The organism is Stenotrophomonas sp. NY11291 (assembly GCF_023277365.1).
GTDB classification, from domain to species: domain Bacteria; phylum Pseudomonadota; class Gammaproteobacteria; order Xanthomonadales; family Xanthomonadaceae; genus Stenotrophomonas; species Stenotrophomonas geniculata.
Genome location: NZ_CP096975.1, coordinates 3101981 through 3123004 on the forward strand (window position 1 = coordinate 3101981; position 21024 = coordinate 3123004).

Annotated in this window: 15 protein-coding genes; 12 read left to right on the forward strand and 3 right to left on the reverse strand. The window is 66.6% G+C overall.

Translation table 11 applies throughout. The annotated features are described in order from the left end of the window. The first annotated feature begins 2 nt into the window (after positions 1-2). The 9 genes from M1L61_RS14545 to M1L61_RS14585 all read left to right on the forward strand — a co-directional run bounded on the left by M1L61_RS14545 (position 3) and on the right by M1L61_RS14585 (position 8425). A complete protein-coding gene (locus M1L61_RS14545) occupies positions 3-641 on the forward strand; it encodes an FMN-binding negative transcriptional regulator (RefSeq protein WP_248853707.1) in 639 nt (212 codons plus the stop codon). A 72-nt stretch (positions 642-713) separates the two neighbouring features. Next, positions 714-1376, forward strand: a complete 663-nt coding sequence (can, locus tag M1L61_RS14550) for a carbonate dehydratase (RefSeq protein WP_010480460.1) — start codon at positions 714-716, stop codon at positions 1374-1376. Between the two features lie 19 nt (positions 1377-1395). Then, positions 1396-1917 (forward strand): 3-hydroxyanthranilate 3,4-dioxygenase, encoded by a 522-nt coding sequence (locus M1L61_RS14555; protein WP_029379697.1) that lies wholly within the window; start codon positions 1396-1398, stop codon positions 1915-1917. 138 nt (positions 1918-2055) lie between these two features. After that, a complete protein-coding gene (kynU, locus tag M1L61_RS14560) occupies positions 2056-3330 on the forward strand; it encodes a kynureninase (protein ID WP_248853708.1) in 1275 nt (424 codons plus the stop codon). Positions 3331-3361: 31 nt separating this feature from the next. Beyond that, complete coding sequence (locus tag M1L61_RS14565) at positions 3362-4729, forward strand: NAD(P)/FAD-dependent oxidoreductase (protein ID WP_248853709.1); 1368 nt, start codon at positions 3362-3364, stop codon at positions 4727-4729. Then, positions 4729-6168, forward strand: a complete 1440-nt coding sequence (gene sbcB / locus M1L61_RS14570; protein WP_248853710.1) for an exodeoxyribonuclease I — start codon at positions 4729-4731, stop codon at positions 6166-6168. The genes M1L61_RS14565 and sbcB overlap by 1 nt, the downstream gene beginning before the upstream one ends. Further along, positions 6165-6851, forward strand: a complete 687-nt coding sequence (locus M1L61_RS14575; protein ID WP_049436750.1) for a DUF2461 domain-containing protein — start codon at positions 6165-6167, stop codon at positions 6849-6851. The genes sbcB and M1L61_RS14575 overlap by 4 nt, the downstream gene beginning before the upstream one ends. Further along, positions 6851-7831, forward strand: coding sequence for an aldo/keto reductase (locus M1L61_RS14580; protein WP_019337346.1), 981 nt, complete (start codon positions 6851-6853; stop codon positions 7829-7831). Before M1L61_RS14575 ends, M1L61_RS14580 begins: the two co-directional genes overlap by 1 nt. A 42-nt stretch (positions 7832-7873) precedes the next feature. Continuing rightward, a complete protein-coding gene (locus tag M1L61_RS14585; RefSeq protein WP_248853711.1) occupies positions 7874-8425 on the forward strand; it encodes a DUF2939 domain-containing protein in 552 nt (183 codons plus the stop codon). 134 nt (positions 8426-8559) lie between these two features. Here the strand turns inward: M1L61_RS14585 and M1L61_RS14590 are convergent, their stop codons facing one another. The 3 genes from M1L61_RS14590 to M1L61_RS14600 all read right to left on the reverse strand — a co-directional run bounded on the left by M1L61_RS14590 (position 8560) and on the right by M1L61_RS14600 (position 15494). Continuing rightward, positions 8560-9504, reverse strand: a complete 945-nt coding sequence (locus tag M1L61_RS14590) for a 5'-nucleotidase (RefSeq protein WP_010480444.1) — start codon at positions 9502-9504, stop codon at positions 8560-8562. A 47-nt stretch (positions 9505-9551) separates the two neighbouring features. Further along, the gene (locus tag M1L61_RS14595; protein ID WP_053443276.1) at positions 9552-10325 is read right to left on the reverse strand and encodes an NAD kinase; all 774 of its coding nucleotides are present in this window, start codon (positions 10323-10325) and stop codon (positions 9552-9554) included. Between the two features lie 192 nt (positions 10326-10517). Beyond that, on the reverse strand, positions 10518-15494 hold the full coding sequence (locus M1L61_RS14600) for an NAD-glutamate dehydrogenase domain-containing protein (protein ID WP_248853712.1): 4977 nt from the start codon (positions 15492-15494) through the stop codon (positions 10518-10520). A gap of 250 nt (positions 15495-15744) precedes the next feature. Here M1L61_RS14600 and M1L61_RS14605 point away from each other — a divergent pair, with 250 nt between their 5' ends. The 3 genes from M1L61_RS14605 to M1L61_RS14615 are packed head-to-tail and all read left to right on the forward strand — an operon-like array spanning position 15745 to position 20858. Further along, the gene (locus M1L61_RS14605) at positions 15745-16401 is read left to right on the forward strand and encodes a TetR/AcrR family transcriptional regulator (protein WP_248854787.1); all 657 of its coding nucleotides are present in this window, start codon (positions 15745-15747) and stop codon (positions 16399-16401) included. Then, positions 16401-17669 (forward strand): efflux RND transporter periplasmic adaptor subunit, encoded by a 1269-nt coding sequence (locus M1L61_RS14610; protein ID WP_248853713.1) that lies wholly within the window; start codon positions 16401-16403, stop codon positions 17667-17669. The genes M1L61_RS14605 and M1L61_RS14610 overlap by 1 nt, the downstream gene beginning before the upstream one ends. Before the next feature lie 15 nt (positions 17670-17684). Next, complete coding sequence (locus M1L61_RS14615) at positions 17685-20858, forward strand: multidrug efflux RND transporter permease subunit (RefSeq protein WP_057503346.1); 3174 nt, start codon at positions 17685-17687, stop codon at positions 20856-20858. Positions 20859-21024 lie beyond the last annotated feature (166 nt).

Sequence of the window (21024 nt, forward strand, 5' to 3'; positions counted from 1 at the left end):
GCATGTTCACCCCGCGCGCCTTCGCCGAGACCGACCTGCTCTGGCTGGACCGCCTGCTGGCGCGCGATCCATTCGTCACCGTGCTCACCCCCGGCAGCGATGGCCTGCCGGAGCTGACCCGGATGCCGGTACTGTACCGGCGTGACGGCGAACAGATCGAACTGCGCGGCCACTGGGCCCGCGCCAACCCGCAGTCGCGCCACAGCGGCGCGGCCAAGGTGCTGGTCGACGGCCCGCACGGCTATGTCTCGGCCAGCTGGCACCCGGACAAGGAACCTGCGGCGCGGGTGCCGACCTGGAACTACGCCGCCGCCGAACTGCGTGGCCAGCTGCAGACCTTCGACGACACTGATGCGCTGGCCGAACTGGTCGGTACGATCAGCGACCGTTTCGAAGCCAGTGTCGGCCAGGCCTGGCAGTTCGATGCCACGCGTGCCGAACACGGCCCGGAGCTGCGCGCCATCGTCGGCTTCCGTTTCCAGGTCGAGCAGGTGCAGCTCAAGCTCAAGCTGAGCCAGAACCATCCCGACGCCAACCAGCGCGCCGTGATCGCCGAACTGGAACAGCTCGGCACCCCCTCTTCCACCGAGTTGGCGCAGTGGATGCGCTGGCACCGCGAACAGGCCGCCCGCAGCGACTGAACGCCCCAGATTCCCGCGACGACGCAGCCGGATGGCTGCGGCGCGCCCCCACCCGACGCCAGGGACCCGTACATGAAAGACATCCACAAGCTGCTGCAGAACAACCGCGACTGGGCCGACCGCATCGAGAAGGAAGACCCCGAGTTCTTCCACCAGCTGGCCAAGCAGCAGCACCCGGAATACCTGTGGATCGGCTGCTCCGATTCGCGCGTGCCGGCCAACCAGATCATCGGCATGGCCCCGGGTGAAGTGTTCGTGCACCGCAACGTCGCCAACGTGGTCGCCCACACCGACCTGAACTGCCTGAGCGTGGTGCAGTACGCGGTGGACCAGCTGAAGGTGAAGCACATCCTGATCGTCGGCCACTACGGCTGCGGCGGTGTGCATGCCTGCCTGCACAACACCCGCGTCGGCCTGGCCGACAACTGGCTGCGCCATGTGGGCGACGTGATGCAGAAGCACACCGGCATCCTCGATGCGATCGAGACCGATGAGCTCAAGCACGCTCGCCTGTGCGAACTGAACGTGATCGAGCAGGTTGCCAACCTGTGCCGCTCGACCATCGTGCAGGATGCCTGGGCCCGCGGCCAGAAGCTGATGGTGCATGGCTGGGTCTACAGTCTGAAGGACGGACGCGTGCGCGAGATGGGCATCGACGTCGGTTCGCAGGAAGAGCTGCAGCCGGCGTATGAAAAGGCCCTGTCCTACATTCCGCGCAAGGGCAAGCGCGACTGATCCCTTACGGATGACCACCATGCTCGCTTCGCCGATCAACCTGCACGCCTGGATCGAAGAAAACCGCCACCTGCTGAAGCCACCGGTGGGCAACAAGATGATCGACAACGGCGACTTCATCGTGATGGTGGTGGGCGGGCCGAACTCGCGTACCGACTTCCACTACGACGAAGGCCCGGAGTGGTTCTACCAGCTCGAAGGCGAGATGGTGCTGAAGGTGCAGGAAGACGGCGCGGTGCGCGACATTCCGATCCGCGCCGGCGAGATCTTCCTGCTGCCGGCGAAGGTGCCGCACTCGCCGCGGCGTCCGCCCGGTGGCATCGGCCTGGTGGTCGAGCGCAAGCGCCTGCCGCATGAGATGGACGGTGTGATCTGGCATTGCGAACACTGCAACCACAAGCTGCACGAAGAGTACTTCCCGCTGCAGAACATCGAAACCGACCTGCCCAAGGTGTTCGCGCGTTACCACGCCAGCCTGGAACTGCGTACCTGCAGCCAGTGCGGGCACGTGGATCCGCTGCCGGTGCCTGCGGCGGGCTGAGCACCTGCCCCTGTAGAGCCGAGCCCATGCTCGGCTTCGTGGCCCGGCAGCCGAGCATGGGCTCGGCTCTACAGGTTCGGCGGCAGGCACGCCGCCAAGCGCTACACTGGCGGTCCCGTTGCAGCCTGTTGCCCGACCATGTCCGACCTGCTCAGCCGCACCCACGCCATCGCCCTGGACGCCGCCGATCCGCTGCGCCCGCTGCGCAATGAATTCCTGATTCCGCGCCATGGTGGCGGCGAGCAGACCTACTTCGTCGGCAACTCGCTGGGGCTGCAGCCGCGTGGCGCACAGGCGGCCGTGCAGGAAGTGATGAAGCAGTGGGGCGAGCTGGCCGTGGAAGGCCACTTCACCGGCCCGACGCAGTGGCTGTCCTACCACCGTCTGGTGAGCGCGCAGCTGGCCCGCGTGGTCGGAGCATTGCCCAGCGAAGTGGTGGCGATGAACACGCTGAGCGTGAACCTGCACCTGATGATGGTCAGCTTCTACCGGCCAACGGCCGAGCGCCCGGTGATCCTGATGGAGGCCGGTGCATTCCCGACCGACCGTCATGCGGTGGAAGCACAGATCCGCTTCCATGGTTTCGACCCGGCGGAGTGCCTGGTGGAAGTGCAGCCGGACGAAGCCAACGGCACGATCTCACTGGCCGCGATCGAACGCGCCATTGCCGAGCACGGCCCGCGCCTGGCGCTGGTCCTGTGGCCCGGCGTGCAGTACCGCACCGGCCAGGCCTTCGACCTCGATGCGATCACCCGCGCCGCACGCCTGCAGGGCGCACGCATCGGCTTCGACCTGGCGCACTCGGTCGGCAACCTGCCGCTGCGCCTGCATGACGTGGCTCCCGATTTCGCCGTGTGGTGCCATTACAAGTACCTCAACAGCGGCCCGGGCGCAGTGGCTGGCGCCTTCGTGCACGAGCGCCACCACCGCGATACCACGCTGCCGCGCTTTGCTGGCTGGTGGGGCCATGAGGAAGCCACCCGCTTCCAGATGGCGCCGCAGTTCACGCCCGCCATCGGCGCCGAAGGCTGGCAGCTGAGCAATCCGCCGATCCTCGGCCTGGCACCGCTGCGCGCCTCTCTGGACCTGTTCGAACGTGCCGGCATGGAGGCGCTGCGCAGCAAATCGCTGGCGCTGACCGGCATGCTCGAAGCACTGGTACGCGCGCGCCTGCCGCAGGTGCTGGACATCATCACCCCGGCCGACCCGCAGCGCCGCGGCTGCCAGTTGTCGCTGCGCGTGATCGGTGGCCGCGAGCGTGGCCGTGCCCTGTTCGAACACCTGCGCGGCATCGGCGTGCTCGGCGACTGGCGCGAGCCCGACGTGATCCGCATCTCGCCCACCCCGCTCTACAACCGCTACCTGGACGTGCACCATTTCGTCGAGGAAGTGGAAGCCTGGGCCGGCCTTTAAGCCGGTCCCTCTCCTACTGCTGGACAGTTCGTTGATCGCACACGCCTCCCGCTCGTTGAGCATTATCGGTGCCGGCCTCGCCGGGTCCCTGCTGGCCATCCTGCTGTCACGGCAAGGCTGGCGCATCACCCTGTACGAACGCCGCGGCGATCCGCGCGTGGCCGACTACGAGAGCGGCCGCTCGATCAACCTGGCGCTGGCCGAGCGTGGGCGCAATGCGCTGCGCCAGGCCGGCGTGGAAGACGAGGTGATGGCGCGCGCGGTGATGATGCGCGGCCGCATGGTGCACCCGCGCGAAGGCGAACCGCAGCTGCAGCGCTATGGCCGTGATGACAGCGAAGTGATCTGGTCGATCCACCGCAGCGACCTGAACACCACGCTGCTGGAACTGGCCGAAAAGGCCGGCGCCACCGTGCACTTCCATCGCCGCCTGCACACCGTCGATTTCGATGCCGGCTACGCGCGCTTCATCGATGATCGCGACGACAGCCCGCACGACATCCGCTTCGACACCCTGATCGGTGCCGACGGCGCCGGCTCGGCGCTGCGCGCGGCGATGAACCGCCGTGCGCCGCTGGGAGAGGACATCGCCTTCCTCGACCACTCCTACAAGGAGCTGGAGATCCCGCCGGCCGCAGATGGCAGCTTCCGCATCGAGCGCAACGCACTGCACATCTGGCCGCGCGGCCACTACATGTGCATCGCCCTGCCCAACCACGAAGGCACCTTCACCGTCACCCTGTTCCTGCCCAACCAGGGCGAGCCCAGCTTCGCCACGGTCAACACCGGCGTACAGGCCGAGGCGCTGTTCGTGCGGGAGTTCGCCGACACCTTGCCGTTGATCCCGAACCTGCGCGCGGACTGGGAACAACACCCGCCGGGCCTGCTCGGCACGCTCACCCTGGACCGATGGCATCAGCAGGGCCGCGCCGTACTGATCGGCGATGCTGCGCATGCGATGGTGCCGTTCCACGGCCAGGGCATGAACTGCGCATTCGAGGATTGCGTGTCTCTGGCCCGTCATCTGATGGAAGCGGACGATCTGGAAGGCGCGTTCGAAGCCTTCGAAGCCGAGCGCAAGCCGAATGCACGTGCCATCCAGCAGATGGCGCTGGAGAACTACCTGGAGATGCGCGACCGCGTGGCCGATCCTGCGTTCCTTCTGCAGCGCGACCTGGAGCAGGAACTGCAGCGGCGCTGGCCGACCCGCTTCGTACCGCATTACACGATGGTCACTTTCCTGCACACGCCCTACGCCGAGGCGCTGCGCCGCACCGAACTGCAGCGCGAGATGCTGGCGGCGGCCACTGCAGGTCACCACTCACTGGACAACATCGACTGGACGGCACTGGAAGCGCAGATCCACGCGCAGCTGCCGATCCTGGAGGGCGCGCACTGATGGCTGACAGCTTCCTGTTCTACGATCTGGAAACCTTCGGCCAGGACCCGCGACGCACGCGCATCTCCCAGTACGCCGCCATCCGTACCGACGCCGACCTCAACGAGATCGATACCCCGGTCAGTTTCTTCGTGCGCCCGGCCGACGACCTGCTGCCCTCGCCGATGGCCACCCTGGTCACCGGCATCACCCCGCAGCAGGCCCTGGCCGAGGGCATCAGCGAGGCCGAAGCCTTCGACCGTATCAACGAGCAGCTGTCGCGTCCCGGCACCTGCGCATTGGGCTACAACACCCTGCGCTTCGACGATGAATTCGTCCGCTACGGCCTGTTCCGTAACTTCCATGACCCCTACGAACGCGAGTGGCGCAACGGCAATTCGCGCTGGGACCTGCTGGACATGCTGCGACTCATGCGCGCGATGCGTCCGGACGGCATCCAGTGGCCGCTGCGCGAGGACGGCGCCACCTCGTTCAAGCTCGAGCACCTGGCCGAGGCCAACAACGTGCGCGAAGGCGACGCGCACGAAGCGCTGTCCGACGTGCGCGCCACCATCGGCATGGCACGCCTGTTCAAGCAGTCGCAGCCGCGGCTGTGGGAGTACGCGCTGAAGCTGCGCGACAAGCGCTTCGTCGGCAGCCTGCTGGACGTGACCGCGATGAAACCCGTGCTGCACATTTCCATGCGCTACCCCGCCAGTCGCCTGTGCGCGGCGCCGGTGCTGCCCTTGGCCGTGCATCCCACCATCAACAACCGCGTGATCGTGTTCGACCTGGATGGCGACATCGACGACCTGGTGGCACTGCCGGCCGAGGTGATCGCACAGCGCCTGTACATGCGCGCCAGCGAACTGCCCGAAGGCGCCGCGCGGGTGCCACTGAAGGAAGTGCATCTGAACAAGGTGCCAGCACTGATCGCCTGGAACCACCTGCGCGCCGATGACCACGCGCGACTCGGCCTGGACGTGGCCGCGATCGAGGCCAAGGTCGAGCGCCTGCGCGCGTTCGCCCCGCAGCTGGCCGAGAAGGCGCGCCAGGTCTACAACCAGCCCCGTGCGGCCACCGTGGCCGACGTCGATGCCTCGCTGTACGACGGCTTCCTCGGCAATGGCGACAAGCCGCTGCTGGCGCTGGCCCGCACCACAGCGCCGGAACAGCTGGCCGCGCTGGAAGGCCGCTTCCGCGACCCGCGCCTGCCCGAACTGCTGTTCCGCTACCGCGCGCGCAATCATCCCGACAGCCTCGCGCCGCCTGAACGCCAGCGCTGGCAGGATTACCGCCGCCAGCGCCTGCTCGGAGACGGCGGCCTGGGCGAACTCAACCTGCCCCAGTACCAGCAGCAGCTCGATGCACTGGCCGCCGAAGCGCCCGATGACACCCGGCGCCAGGCCCTGCTGCAATCGCTGCGCGACTGGGGCCAGCAGCTGCAGGAGACCTTGTGAGTACCTATTTCTCGGACGCCAGCTTCAAGTTCCTGCGCAGCCTGGCGCGGCATAACGAAAAGGCGTGGTTCAACGATCACCGCCAGCAGTATGAAGACCACGTCCGGCAGCCGTTCCTGCGCCTGCTGGGTGACCTGCAGCCAGCGCTGGCGGAGATCAGCGACCACTTCCGCGCCGATACCCGTGGCGTCGGTGGCTCGCTGTTCCGCATCCACCGCGACGCGCGCTTCTCCAACGACAAATCCCCGTACAAAACCTGGCAGGGTGCGCGCCTGTTCCATGAGCGCCGCCGCGAAGTGGCCGCGCCTTCGTTCTACGTGCACCTGCAACCGGGCGAGAGCTTCGTTGGCGCCGGCCTGTGGCATCCAGAACCGGAGACCCAGCGCCGCGTGCGCCACTTCATCCTCGACAACCCGGGCAGCTGGAAGGCGGCCGCGCATGCTCCCGCGCTGCGCAAGCGCTTCGACTTCGAGGAGAGCGAAAAACTGGTGCGTCCACCGCGCGGCTTCCCGGCCGATTTCGAGTTCATCGACGACCTCAAGCATCGCAACTGGGTGATGTGGCGCTCGCTGGACGACGCCACCATGACCGGCCCTCGCCTGCTGTCCACGCTCGGCAGGGATCTGGCAGGGCTGGGCCCGTTCGTCGACTATCTGTGCGCGGCGCTGGACCTGGAATTCTGATGCCGTTGGCGCACCAACGCCGCACGCTGGGCCGCACCGGGCTGGCGGTTTCGCCGGTGGGCCTGGGCTGTTCCGGCTTCTGGGGGCATCGCCGGTTCCCGGAACAGTCGGCCGCGCACGTGGTCGAGCATGCACTGGCACAGGGCGTCAACCTGTTGGACACCGGTCACAACTACTCCGGTTTCCACGCCGAGCCGCGGCTGGGCCGCATCCTGCGCCCGTTGCTGAAGCGATACCCGCGCGAGTCGCTGGTGATCTCCAGCAAGGGCGGCACGCTGACCGGCCAGGCCGGCATCAGCGGCGCCGAGCAGCGCAATTTCTCGCCCGCCGCCATCACCGCCAGCTGCGAAGCCTCGCTGCGCAACCTCGGCCTGGATTACCTCGATATCTACCAGCTGCACGGTGCCAGCCAGCACGACATCAACGATGACCTGCTGGCCGCACTGCAGCGACTGCGCGAACGCGGGCTGATCCGGCACACCGGCATCAATACGCACACGGCGTCGACCCTGTGCTGGATGATCGACCATCCCATGCTGTTCGATGTGGTGCTTCTGGACTACAACGCCCTGCAGCAGGACCGTGAACCGCTGATCGACCAGTTGCACGCGGCGGGCATCGGCGTGCTCGCCGGCACCGTGCTGGCGCAGGGCCATCTGCTGCCGTCACGCGCCCGCCTGCCGCGCCCGGCCGACGCCTGGTACCTGGCCAGAGCCTGGCTCAAGCCAAGCAGCCGCGCACTGATGCACAGTGCACGCCGGATGCGCCACGCCATCGCTACCATCCGCAGCCAGCGCCCCGCCCAAACCGCGTTTGCCTACGCCCTGGGCCATCCCGGCGTGGCCAGCGGCATCCTCGGCACCACCCGCACCGTCAGCCTGGACGAAGTGCTGGCGACGCGGCTTGAGGCACTGACCGCAGCCGAACGCCAGCAGCTGGTGAACGCCTTCGGTGATGGGCGCGGATCACCCAGTCATTGAGTCTTCACCCCATGCCGCTGCGGTTGCGGCAGTCTGTGCGGCATGAAGAAACTCACTCTACTCGTTGTGCTGCTGGTCCTGGCCTTGGCCGCCTGGTGGTTCGGTGGCCCCTACATGACCGTGCGCGGGCTGTCCCAGGCCATTGAACAGCGCGACACCGCACGCCTGGAGCGCTATGTGGATTTCCCGCGCGTGCGCAGCAGCCTGCGGGCGCAGCTCAACGACTACCTGGTGCGCCAGGCCGGCCCGGATGTGGCGGCCAGTCCCTTCGGTGCCCTGCTGTATGGGTTGGGCGACCAGCTAGGCGGTGCCGCGGTGGACACCATGGTGACCCCGACCGGTATCGGCGCGATGCTGCAGGGCCACGTGCTATGGAAGCGCGGCCGCAATGAACTGCAGGGCGGCGATGCCTTCGGCCCGACCGAGCCGGCGCGACCGCTGAAGAATGCCGAGCATCATTTCGAAGCGCTGGACCGCTTCGTGATCGATGTCGATCGCGGCCCCGGCCAGGCGCCGATGAAGGTCGTGCTGGAGCCGCAGGGCCTGCGCTGGAAGGTGGTGGACCTGCAGCTGGGGATGTCGGGCAGCCCTTGATCGTACCCGGGGCCTGAGGGCGATGCCGACCTAGGTTGGCAACTACCGGGGCATGCGGCTCTGGTAGATGCCCACCTTGGTGGGCGCCGATGCATGGCAGTGCCAACCGAGGTCGGCACCTACCCGGCATGGCTTCAGCCTTCGTTGGCGACGCCGTGCGGTACGTGGCCGGCGGCCACATGCTCGCGGGCGCTGTCGATGTTGTGCTGCGAATCGTCGAAGAAGATGTCGGCGCCGAACGCCTGCAGGAACGGGCCCTTGTGGCGGCCGCCGAGGAACAGCGCCTCATCCAGGCGCACGCCCCACTCGCGCAGGGTGCGGATCACCCGCTCATGCGCCGGTGCCGAACGCGCAGTCACCAGTGCGGTACGGATCGGCGCACTCTCGCCGGCCGGGAACACTTCCTGCAGCGTGTGCAGCGCCGACAGGAAGCCGCGGAAAGGGCCGCCACTGAGCGGTTCACGGGCCCGTTCGCGCTCGTGGCGGCCAAAGGCTTCCACGCCCTGCTCGCGCGAAATTCGCTCGCTCTCATCACCGAAGATCACCGCATCACCGTCGAAGGCGATGCGCAGCTGCCCGGCCGGGCGGGTGATGTCGATCTGATCGGCTGCCGCCGCGGCGGTTTCGCCGGGCGGCTTGGGCAGGATGGTGGCCGCGGCGATGCCATGGCGCAGCGCGCTGCGCACTGATTCCGGGTTGGCCGACAGGAACAGGTCGGTTCCGAACGGCTTCACGTAGGGCCAGGTCGGCTCGCCGGCGGTGAACGTCGCGCGGATGATGCCAAGGCCGTAGTGCTGGATCGAGTTGAAAATGCGCAGGCCGGTATCGGCCGAGTTCCGCGACAGCAGGATCACCTCGACCCGCGGGTTCTCTGGACTGGCGCCCTGGTTCAGTGCCAGCAGCTTGCGCACCACAGGGAACGCCACGCCCGGGCCGAGGATGTCGTCTTCGTGCTGGCGCTGGAACTCGGCATAGGCCGCCACGCCATCGCTCTCGAACAACGCGTGGCTTTCCTCGAGGTCGAACAGCGCGCGCGAGGTCACCGCGACGGTCAGCAAACGGGGGGAGTTGTCGCCCATCGGTGGGGGTCCTTCAAGCGGTCGGCATGGCCGGCCGCCTATTGTCTTCAAAAAACGAACTGTTCGCTCAGGATCCGGTCTTCCAGGTTGTGCTCCGGGTCGAACAGCAGGGTCACGCGGCGGTCTTTCGACTCGCGGATGGTCACTTCGACCACGTCGCGGGTCTCGTGCGAATCAGCGGTCACGCTGATCGGGCGCTTGTACGGGTCCAGTACGCGGAAACGCACTTCGGTGTCGGCTTTGAGGATCGCCCCGCGCCAGCGTCGCGGCCGATACGGGGCCAGCGGCGTCAGGGCGATGGTATGCGAGCCCAGCGGCAGCACCGGGCCGTGCGCGGAATAGTTGTAGGCGGTACTGCCAGCCGGGGTGGCGACCAGTACGCCGTCACCGATCAGTTCGGCCACGCGTTCCTGGCCGTTGAGGTCGATGCCGATATGCGCCGCCTGCCGGGTCTGGCGCAGCAGCGAGACGTCGTTGTAGGCCAGCGAGCCGGTGCTGGTGCCCGATTCGGTCAATGCCACCATCTCCAGCGGACGCAGGTTGGCCGGCTCGGCACGGGCGATGCGCGCCTGCACGTCCTCGTCGCCGCGATACTGGTTCATCAGGAAGCCGACCGTGCCCAGTTTCATGCCGAACACCGGCTTGCCCAGGTGTCCATGCCGGTGCAGGGTCTGCAGCATGAAGCCATCGCCGCCCAGTGGGCACAGTACATCGGCCTGCTCGGGCGTGTAGTCGCCATAGCGCGACACCATGGCCGCGCGGGCCATCTGCGCGGGCTCGGTGGTACTGGCCAGGAAAGCGATGCGGGGGGTGTCGCTCATCGGTGGATCCGGGGGGAAGGCATGAGGGAGAGCATAACCGAGCGCCGGGGGTTGGACCTCGCGGGGCGGATGACAGATCGACGGCCGGCGTCGGGTCAGTGATCGCAGAAAAGACAGGCAAAAACAGAACGGCCCCGCTTTCGCGGGGCCGCTGTGTTTCACGCATGCCGGGCACGCCCGGCGTTACATCACTTACGCACCGTGCGCGGCCAGCTGGCCCAGGCGCTGGACTGCGACCGAAACGGTCGGGTAGTCCAGGGTCTTCTGCTCGGCCAGTTCGGCCAGCATCGCCAGGGTGAAGCGCAGGCTGTTGTCGTCACGGCCCATCCAGGCTGCGACCTTGGCCTCCGCGCTACTGCCCTTGGTGCCCAGCACCTGGCCGGCCAGGTTGCGGTGGTTGGCCGCCAGTTCGTCACGCAGCACGCCACGTGCCACGGCGTGCCAACGACCGTTGACCTCCAGCGCGTCGACCTGCTCGAACAGCCACGGCAGCTGCAGGGCATCGCCCAGGCGGAAGTGGACCTTGGACACGTCCACCGGCTTCAGCTTGCGGGTGCGGGCCAGTTCGATGATATCGAACGCCGGCTCCAGGAAGTGCAGTTCGGCCAGCTGCTGCGCCAGCGCGGACGGCAGACCCTTTTCCTTCCACTCGGCCACCAGGGCTTCGTAGGTCGGACGCTGCGAATCCGGCAGCACACCCGAAGCAACGCGGATGTCGTTGAACGGACCCTGGTAGCGGTTGACCGCTTCGGTGATGCCCGGCATCGCACCCGGGCGCGACAGCAGCCAGCGCACGAACGAGCGCTGCAGCTTCCAGATCACTTCCAGCGCATCGATCTGCACCGACTCCGGCACCTTGCCGTCGAGGGCATCGATCTGCGCCCACAGCGCGCGTGCATCCAGCGTTTCGCGGCTGATGGTGTAGGCCTTGGCGACCTCGGCGATGGAACGGCCGGTGTCTTCCTGCATGCGCATCAGGAAGGTAGCGCCCATGCGGTTGATGGTCTGGTTGGTCACGGCCGTGGCGATGATTTCGCGCTTCAGGCGGTGACGCTCCATCGCGTCGGCGTACTTCTTCTGCAGCGGGGTCGGGAAGTAGCGCTGCAGCTCCTTGGACAGGTACGGATCTTCCGGGATGTCCGAATCCAGCAGCTGGTTGAACGCCACCAGCTTGGAGTAGGACAGCAGCACCGACAGCTCCGGACGGGTCAGGCCCTGGCCGCGTGCCTTGCGCTGGGACAGCTCGGCGTCGGACGGCAGGAACTCGATCTGGCGGTCGAGCAGCCCCTGCTGTTCCAGGGTACGGATGAAGTGCTGCTTGGAACCCAGGCGCTTGACCGCCATCCGCTCCATCAGGCTCAGCGCCTGGTTCTGGCGGTAGTTGTCGTTGAGCACCAGCTCTGCGACTTCATCGGTCATCGAGGCCAGCAGCTTGTTGCGCTGCTCGACGGTCAGCTTCTTGGCCCGCACCACATCATTGAGCAGGATCTTGATGTTGACTTCATGGTCGGAGGTGTCGACACCGGCCGAGTTGTCGATGAAGTCGGTGTTGAGCAGCACGCCAGCCTGCGCGGCTTCGATGCGGCCCAGCTGGGTCATGCCCAGGTTGCCGCCCTCGCCCACCACCTTGCAGCGCAGCTCGCCACCGTTCACGCGCAGCGCGTTGTTGGCGCGGTCGCCGACATCGCTGTGCTGCTCGCTGGCGGCCTTGACGTAGGTACCGATGCCACCGTTCCACAGCAGGTCGACCGGCGCCTTCAGGATCGCGCTCATCAGATCGTTCGGCGACAGCGCCTTGACGTTGTCGTCCAGGCCCAGCGCTTCGCGCACCTGCGGGGTGATCTCGATCGACTTCAGGCTGCGCGGATAGACGCCGCCGCCCTTGCTGATCAGCTTGGCGTCGTAGTCCGCCCAGCTCGAACGCGGCACGGTGAACAGGCGCTCACGTTCGACGAACGTGGTGGCCGCATCCGGGTTCGGGTCCAGGAAGATGTGGCGGTGGTCGAACGCGGCGACCAGGCGGATGTGGCGCGACAGCAGCATGCCGTTGCCGAACACGTCGCCGGACATGTCGCCGACGCCGACCGCGGTGAAGTCCTGGCTCTGGCTGTCACGGCCCAGCGCACGGAAGTGGCGCTTGACCGACTCCCACGCACCACGTGCGGTGATGCCCATGCCCTTGTGGTCGTAACCGACCGAACCACCGGAGGCGAACGCATCGCCCATCCAGAAGCCGTGCGCGATGGCCAGGCCGTTGGCGATGTCGGAGAAGGTCGCGGTGCCCTTGTCGGCGGCCACCACCAGGTACGGATCGTCCATGTCGTGGCGCACGACATCCACCGGCGGCACGATCTTGTTGTTGACGATGTTGTCGGTGATGTCCAGCAGGCCCTGGATGAACAGCTTGTAGCAGGCCACGCCGTTGGCGAAGATCGCATCGCGATCGCCATTCACCGGCGGCATCTTGGCGAAGAAGCCACCCTTCGCGCCGACCGGCACGATGACGGTGTTCTTGACCATCTGCGCCTTGACCAGGCCCAGCACTTCGGTACGGAAGTCTTCGCGACGATCCGACCAGCGCAGGCCACCACGGGCCACGGCGCCGAAGCGCAGGTGGGTACCTTCCACGCGCGGGCCGTAGACGAAGATTTCGCGGTACGGGCGCGGCTTCGGCAGGTCCGGCACCAGCGCCGAATCGAACTTGAAGCTGATGACATGGCCGTGCTGGCCGTTGGCATCGGTCTGGTAGTAGCTGGTACGCAGGGTCGCGTCGATCACACCCATGAACGAGCGCAGGATGCGGTCCTCGTCCAGGCTGGACACGCGGTCCATCAGCTTCAGCAGCGCATCGCGCGCAGCCTGCATCTGTGCGTCGCGGTCACCCTTGCGGGCGTCGACCACGGTCTTGAGCACCTTCAGGGTGGCGTCGTCGCCAGCAGCCAGCACATCGAAGTGGGCCTTCAGCTGGGCCTGGCCGGCAGCGATGTCGTCCTTGCTCTCGTGGCCGGTGGCCGGATCGAAGCGCGCTTCGAACAGCTCGACCAGCAGGCGGGCCAGCAGCGGGTAGCGCGCGAAGGTGCCTTCCACGTAGGCCTGCGAGAACGGCACGCCGGTCTGCAGCAGGTACTTGCAGTAGCCACGCAGCATGGCGACCTGGCGCCAATGCAGGCCGGCAGCCAGCACCAGGCGGTTGAAGCCATCGTTCTCGGCATCGCCGTGCCAGACGCGGGCGAAGGTCTCGCCGAAGGCTTCATCGACGCTGGCGGCATCGATCGCGCCGGCGGTCGATTCCACCTCGAAGTCCTGCACGTACACCGGCGCGTTGTCGACCGACAGGCGGTACGGACGCTCGGCGATCACGCGCAGGCCCATGTTTTCCATCATCGGCAGCGCATCCGACAGCGGAATGTCGTCCAGCTGGCGATACAGCTTCAGGCGCAGGCCATCGCCGCTTTCGCGCGGCACGGCCTGCAGGCTCAGGCGCAGGTCGTCCGGGCCGGTCAGGGCGTCGAGCTGGCTGACATCGTTGGCGGCAACCGCGGTGCTGTTGTCTTCGATGTAGCCGGCCGGCAGCGCCTTGCCGATGCGGGCGGCGATGCGCAGGCCTTCGGTCTCGCCATGGCGGGACACCAGCGCTTCACGCAGGTCGTCCTGCCAGTTGCGCAGCACCTGGGCCAGCTTCTGCTCCAGTTCGGCGGTATCGACGTCGAGCATTTCGCCAGGCTTCGGGCGCACGATCAGGTGCACCTGGGCCAGCGGCGATTCGCCCAGCACCACCGAGCTGTCCACGTACTCGCCGTGCAGCGCGTCCTTCAGCATCGCTTCGATGCGCAGGCGCACGTCGGTGTTGAAGCGCTCGCGCGGCAGGTAGACCAGCGCGGAGATGAAACGGCTGTACTTGTCGCGGCGCAGGAACAGGCGGCTGCGCACGCGCTCCTGCAGGCCCAGCACGCCCATCGCGGTGCGGAACAGTTCGTCCTCGCTGGACTGGAACAGTTCTTCGCGCGGCAGGGTTTCCAGGATGTGGCGCAGGGCCTTGCCGCTGTGGCTGGCCGGAGCCAGGCCGGACTGCTTCATCACGTGCTCGTGGCGCTGGCGCACCAGCGGGATTTCCCACGGGCGACGGTTGTACGCGCTGGAGGTGAACAGGCCAAGGAAGCGCTGCTCGCCGATGATCTTGCCCTTGGCGTCGAATTCCAGCACGCCGATGTAGTCCATGTAGCCAGCGCGGTGCACCCGCGAACGGGCATTGGTCTTGGTCAGGATCAGCGCGTCCTTCAGCCCGGACGTGGTGTTCAGGCCCTGCGCGGCCAGGGTCTTGACCGGACGGGCGGCGGACTTGTCCTTGCCGCGCATCAGGCCCAGGCCGGTGTCGTTCAGCGGCGCCAGCACGTCTTCCTTGCCCTGCTTCTCGACGCGGTACTCGCGGTAGCCGAAGAAGGTGAAGTGGTTGTCGGCGGCCCAGCGCAGGAACTCCTGTGCTTCCTTGCGCGACGCGTCGTCGACCGGCAGCTGGCGGCTGCCCAGGTCGTCGGCCAGTGCCAGCGCCTTGTCCTTCATCGGCTGCCAGTCGCGCACGATCGCACGCACTTCGTCCAGCGCCTTGTTGATGGCCTGTTCGATGGCGGCCATGGCGTCGGCCGGCTGGCGGTCGATCTCCAGCAGCATCACCGACTCGGCATCGCCTTCGCCGACCTTGACCAGCTTGCCGGCCTTGTCGCGGGTGAAACGCAGCACCGGGTGGCCCAGCACGTGGACACCCACGCCCTGTTCGGCCAGCGACATGGTGACGGTGTCGACCAGGAACGGCATGTCGTCGTTGACGATCTGCAGCACGGTGTGCGGCGACTCCCAACCGTTGGCCTTCGCGGTCGGATTGAACACGCGGACGTTGGCCTTGCCGGCCTTGCGGGCACGGGCGAATTCCAGCGTCTCAGCCGCGAGAGCGGCCCACTCTTCAGCGCTGTGGTGCGGGAACTCGTCCGACTCCATGCGCTTGTAGAAGTCAGTGGCAAATGCCACTGCTTCGGCCTGTGCGGCCGCGGGGTAGCGCTTGCGCAAGGCCGTGTACACCGGCTCCAGGGAGAAACCAGCGGTCACTGCGACCTCCGCTTCTGCTGGTTTGGTCTTGTTTTTCACGGTCTTGGCTGCGGTTTTTTGCGGTTTCATGGCAGAGCGATGCGCTTGCTCAGTTGGGAAAATGAAATTGTAGCCCTACCGCACGAAAAGGCCTTGCTGCAGGACGGAATAACCAGATTCGGGTTTGCTGCGGTTTAGACGCCTATTCAGTTCGCACCGGTATGGTGCTGGCGCCCGCTTCAGCACTGCCGACAGGATCGGCAAAGCGCGTTACCGGAAGACACACGCGGCGACACCGATTCGATTCCACAATCCTGAACTGGACGGTATAGTCCACCGCGTGAATCCGGCCTACCTCCCCGTTGCCCTCGACGCACGCGATGAGCGCGTGTTCGATGCCGTGCGCGAGCTGCTGGCCCAGCAGGGCATGCAGATGAGCATGGATGCGGTGGCCCAGCACGCCGGCTGCTCCAAGCAGACCCTGTACTCGCGTTACGGCAGCAAGCAGGAACTGCTGCGCCGGGTGATGCAGCGCCACGTCGGCCACGCCACCGGCGCCATGGTTCGTGCACTCCGCACTGACGACCTGCGTGCCAGCCTGCTCCAGTTCGCCACCGACTTTCTGGAGCACTTCAACCAACCGCACGTGGGCCAGGCCTGTCGGCTGATCGCCGCCGATGCATCCCAGTTTCCCGAAGAGGCGCGTACGCTGTACCGGCATGGTGCCGGCGCGCTGACGCTTCATCTTGCTGAATGGATTGAAACCGTTTGCATGCGAGGCCAGCTCCGGCATGACGACCCGCACTTCATGGCCGAACTGCTGCTGAGCATGATCGCCGGTCAGGATTTCGACAAACGGCGCTTCCATACCCCCCATCGTGATGACGCGCAGCTGCGTCGGCGCTGGGCAGAGTTCTCCGTCGACAGCTTCCTGCGCGCCTTCGCGCCTCAGCCGTCGCCGGCCCCGTCTTCAAACCAACCCCGGAGTTCCTCCTGATGACCGCCCCACTCCGCACCCTTGCCTTGACGTGCGCCGTTGCTGTCGCGCTGGCTGCCTGCAAGAAGCCGGAACAGCAGACGCCCCCGCCGCCGGAGGTGGGCGTGATCGACGCCAAGCCGCAGACCCTGCCGCTGCAGCGTGAGCTGGTCGGCCGCCTGTCGCCGTTCCGCAGCGCCGACGTGCGTGCGCGCGTGCCGGGCGTACTGCTCAAGCGCGTCTACCAGGAAGGCTCCCAGGTCAAGCAGGGGCAACCCCTGTTCCTGATCGACCCGGCGCCGCTGCGTGCCTCGCTCAATGCCTCCGAGGCCCAGCTGGCTTCGGCCCGCGCCACCTACGCCAATGCCAAGGTGGCCGCCGACCGCGCCCGTTCGCTGGCGCCGCAGCAGTTCGTCTCCAAGTCCGACCTGGACAACGCCGAATCGGCCGAACGCACCGCGCTGGCCGCGGTCAAGCAGGCCGAAGCGGCGGTGACCTCCTCGCGCATCAGCCTGGGCTATACCGAAGTGACCGCACCGATCAGTGGCGTGGCCAACAAGCAGCAGGTCACCGAGGGCGCACTGGTCGGCCAGGGCGATGTGACCCTGCTGACCACCGTCGACCAGCTCGACCCGCTGTACGTGAACTTCTCGCTGAGCGTGGATGAGCTGACCCAGCTGCGTGCGCAGCAGGCCAAGGGCGCGCTGGCGCTGTCGGGTGACGGCAAGGCCACGGTCAACGTCAAGCTGGCCGACGGCACCACTTACAGCGAGCCGGGCACGCTGGACTTCTCTTCGACCACGGTCGACCCGGCCACCGGCGCGGTGTCGCTGCGTGCGCTGCTGCCGAACCCGCAGCAGATCCTGCTGCCGGGTGCCTTCGTCAGCTTCCAGGCCAACCTGGGCGAGCGCAACAACGCCTACCTGGTGCCGCAGCAGGCACTGCTGCGTGACACCACCGGCGGCTACGTGATGGTGGTCGGTGCCGACGGCAAGGTCATCCGCAAGAACGTGAAGACCGACGGTGCGCAGAACGGCAACTGGCTGGTCAGCGACGGCCTGGCCGCCGGTGACAAGGTGATCGTGGCCGGCGTGCAGAAGGTCAAGGAAGGCGCACCGGCAGTCGCCAAGCCGTGGACCCCGGGGCAGGACGCCAACGGCAAGCCTGCCGCAGGCGGCGCCGCTCCGACGGGCGCGGCACCGGCCGCAGGCAAGGCACCGGCCGACGCGGCCAAGCCCGAGCAGGCCGATGCGGCCAAGCCGGCAGCCACCGATTCGAACAAGCAGTAACGGGAACCTTCCGTCATGCCTAAATTTTTCATCGAACATCCAGTCTTCGCCTGGGTGGTTGCGATCCTGATCTCGCTCAGCGGCGTGATCGCGATCCTCAACCTGGGCGTGGAGTCCTATCCCAACATCGCCCCGCCGCAGGTCACCGTCTCGGCCACCTACCCGGGTGCCAGTGCCGACACCACGGAGAAGTCGGTCACCCAGGTGATCGAGCAGCAGCTGACCGGTATCGATCACCTGCTGTACTTCAGCTCCTCGTCCGCCTCCAACGGCCGTGCACAGATCACCCTGACCTTCGAGACCGGTACCGATCCGGACATCGCCCAGGTGCAGGTGCAGAACAAGGTCTCGCTGGCCACGCCACGCCTGCCCTCGGAAGTGACCCAGCAGGGCGTGGTGGTGGCCAAGGCCAACGCCGGCTTCCTGATGGTGGTGGCGCTGCAGTCCGATACCCCCGCCATCAACCGTGACGCCCTGAACGACATCGTCGGTTCGCGTGTGCTCGACCAGGTCTCGCGTATCCCCGGCGTCGGCAGCACGCAGCAGTTCGGTTCCGAGTACGCCATGAACATCTGGCTGAACCCGGAAAAGATGCAGGGTTATGGTCTGTCGGCCAGCCAGGTGCTGGCGGCGGTGCGCGCGCAGAACGTGCAGTTCGCCGCCGGTGCGCTGGGTTCGGACCCGTCGCCGGAAGGCCAGCACTTCACCGCCACGGTCTCGGCCGAAGGCCGCTTCAGTTCGCCGCAGGAGTTCGAGAACATCATCCTGCGCGCCAATGCTGACGGTTCGCGCGTGCTGCTGAAGGACATCGCCCGCGTTGCCTTCGGTGCCAACAACTACGGCTTCGACACCCAGTACAACGGCAAGCCGACCGGCGCCTTCGCCATCCAGCTGCTGCCGGGCGCCAATGCCCTGAACGTGGCCGATGCGGTGCGCGCCAAGATGGACGAACTGCAGCCCAGCTTCCCGGCCGGCGTCACCTGGTTCTCGCCGTACGACAGCACCACCTTCGTCAAGATCTCGATCCAGGAAGTGGTCAAGACGCTGTTCGAGGCGGTGTTCCTGGTGTTCCTGGTGATGCTGATCTTCCTGCAGAACTTCCGCGCCACCCTGATCCCGACCCTGGTCATCCCGGTGGCCCTGCTCGGTACCTTCCTGGGCATGTGGATGATCGGCTTCACGATCAACCAGCTGACCCTGTTCGCGATGGTGCTGGCGATCGGCATCGTGGTCGATGACGCGATCGTGGTGATCGAGAACGTCGAACGCATCATGACCGAGGAAGGCCTGGCGCCGAAGCCGGCCACGCAGAAGGCGATGACCCAGATCACCGGCGCGGTGGTGGCGATCACCGTCGTGCTGGCGGCGGTGTTCATCCCGTCCGCCCTGCAGGGCGGCGCCGCCGGTGAGATCTACAAGCAGTTCGCCCTGACCATCGCCATCTCGATGGCGTTCTCGGCGTTCCTGGCCCTGGGCTTCACCCCGGCGCTGTGCGCGACTTTCCTCAAGCCGACGCACAACGACAACCCGAACATCATCTACCGCACCTTCAACAAGTACTACGACAAGATCAGCCACACCTACGTGGGCCACATCACCTCGGCGGTGCGGCATGCGCCGCGCTGGATGATCCTGTTCGTGGTGCTGACCGCTCTGTGCGGTTTCCTGTTCACCCGCATGCCGGGCAGCTTCCTGCCGGAAGAAGACCAGGGCTATGCGCTGGCGATCGTGCAGCTGCCGCCGGGCTCGACCAAGGGCCAGACCAACGAAGTGTTCGCGCAGATGCGTGGCATCCTGGAAAAGCAGGATGGCTATGAAGGCATGCTGCAGGTGGCCGGTTTCAGCTTCGTCGGTTCCGGCGAGAACGTGGGCATGGGCTTCATCCGCCTGAAGCCGTGGGAGGAACGCAAGTTCACCGCGCCGGAGTTCATCCAGAACATGAACGGCGCGTTCTATGGCATCAAGGAAGCGCAGATCTTCGTGGTCAACCTGCCCACCGTGCAGGGCCTTGGCCAGTTCGGTGGCTTCGACATGTGGCTGCAGGACCGTAGCGGTGCCGGTTACGAGCAGCTGACCCAGGCCCGCAACATCCTGCTCGGCCAGGCCGCGCAGAAACCGGACCACCTGGTCGGTGTGCGCCCGAACGGCCTGGAAAACGCGCCGCAGCTGCAGCTGCACGTGGATCGCGTGCAGGCGCAGTCGATGGGCATGTCGGTGTCGGACGTGTACAGCACCATCCAGCTGATGCTGGCCCCGGTGTACGTCAATGACTTCTTCTATGAAGGCCGCATCAAGCGCGTGACCATGCAGGCCGATGGCCCGTACCGCACCGGCCAGGAGTCGCTGAAGAGCTTCTACAGCCCGTCCAGCCTCACCACCAATGCCGACGGTACCAACGCGATGATCCCGCTCAACACGGTGGTCAAGTCCGAATGGGTGTCGGCACCGCCGTCGCTGAGCCGCTACAACGGCTACTCGGCGATCAACATCGTCGGTTCGCAGGCACCGGGCACCAGCTCGGGTGAAGCGATGCAGACCATGGAGGCGATCGTCAACGACGACCTGCCGGCCGGTTTCGGCTACGACTGGTCCGGCATGTCCTACCAGGAAATCCTGGCCGGCAACGCGGCGACGCTGCTGCTGGTGCTGTCGATCGTAGTGGTGTTCCTGTGCCTGGCCGCGTTGTATGAAAGCTGGTCGATCCCGGTGGCGGTGCTGCTGGTAGTGCCGCTGGGCGTGCTCGGCGCCCTCGGCCTGTCCATGCTGCGTGGCCTGCCGAACGACCTGTTCTTCAAGATCGGCCTGATCACCGTGATCGGCCTGGCGGCGAAGAACGCGATCCTGATCGTCGAGTTCGCGGTGGAGCAGCGCGCAGCAGGCAAGACCCTGCGTGATGCCACCATCGAGGCGGCACGCCTGCGTTTCCGACCGATCCTGATGACCTCGTTCGCGTTCATCATGGGCGTGATCCCGATGGCGATCTCCACTGGTGCCGGCGCCAACTCCCGCCACGCCATCGGTACCGGCGTGATCGGCGGCATGCTGTTCGCCACCCTGCTCGGCCTGCTGATGATCCCGGTGTTCTTCGTGGTCGTGCGCCGCATGCTGGGCGACAAGCTGGATGAACCGTCCAAGGAGTTCATGGAACGCCAGCGTGATGCGGATGCTGCACACCGCCCGGATCGTTGATCCGGTGGTGAGCTGAAACGAGAAAGGCCCCGGAGCGATCCGGGGCCTTTTTTCTGCTTTTGAATGCATCCCAACCAAGGTTGGCATCTACCAGGGCAACGACATGCCCGACGGCTGGCAATCACCAGAGCTGCGGCATGCCCGGTAGCCGCCAACCTTGGTTGGC

What these genes read in the sequence shown, in the direction of transcription:
- M1L61_RS14545 (WP_248853707.1), top strand. Translation starts at nt 3, where the DNA reads ATGTTCACCCCGCGCGCCTTCGCCGAGACCGACCTGCTCTGGCTGGAC.
- can (WP_010480460.1), top strand. Translation starts at nt 714, where the DNA reads ATGAAAGACATCCACAAGCTGCTGCAGAACAACCGCGACTGGGCCGAC.
- M1L61_RS14555 (WP_029379697.1), top strand. Translation starts at nt 1,396, where the DNA reads ATGCTCGCTTCGCCGATCAACCTGCACGCCTGGATCGAAGAAAACCGC.
- kynU (WP_248853708.1), top strand. Translation starts at nt 2,056, where the DNA reads ATGTCCGACCTGCTCAGCCGCACCCACGCCATCGCCCTGGACGCCGCC.
- sbcB (WP_248853710.1), top strand. Translation starts at nt 4,729, where the DNA reads ATGGCTGACAGCTTCCTGTTCTACGATCTGGAAACCTTCGGCCAGGAC.
- M1L61_RS14580 (WP_019337346.1), top strand. Translation starts at nt 6,851, where the DNA reads ATGCCGTTGGCGCACCAACGCCGCACGCTGGGCCGCACCGGGCTGGCG.
- M1L61_RS14585 (WP_248853711.1), top strand. Translation starts at nt 7,874, where the DNA reads ATGAAGAAACTCACTCTACTCGTTGTGCTGCTGGTCCTGGCCTTGGCC.
- M1L61_RS14590 (WP_010480444.1), bottom strand. Translation starts at nt 9,504, where the DNA reads ATGGGCGACAACTCCCCCCGTTTGCTGACCGTCGCGGTGACCTCGCGC.
- M1L61_RS14595 (WP_053443276.1), bottom strand. Translation starts at nt 10,325, where the DNA reads ATGAGCGACACCCCCCGCATCGCTTTCCTGGCCAGTACCACCGAGCCC.
- M1L61_RS14600 (WP_248853712.1), bottom strand. Translation starts at nt 15,494, where the DNA reads ATGAAACCGCAAAAAACCGCAGCCAAGACCGTGAAAAACAAGACCAAA.
- M1L61_RS14610 (WP_248853713.1), top strand. Translation starts at nt 16,401, where the DNA reads ATGACCGCCCCACTCCGCACCCTTGCCTTGACGTGCGCCGTTGCTGTC.
- M1L61_RS14615 (WP_057503346.1), top strand. Translation starts at nt 17,685, where the DNA reads ATGCCTAAATTTTTCATCGAACATCCAGTCTTCGCCTGGGTGGTTGCG.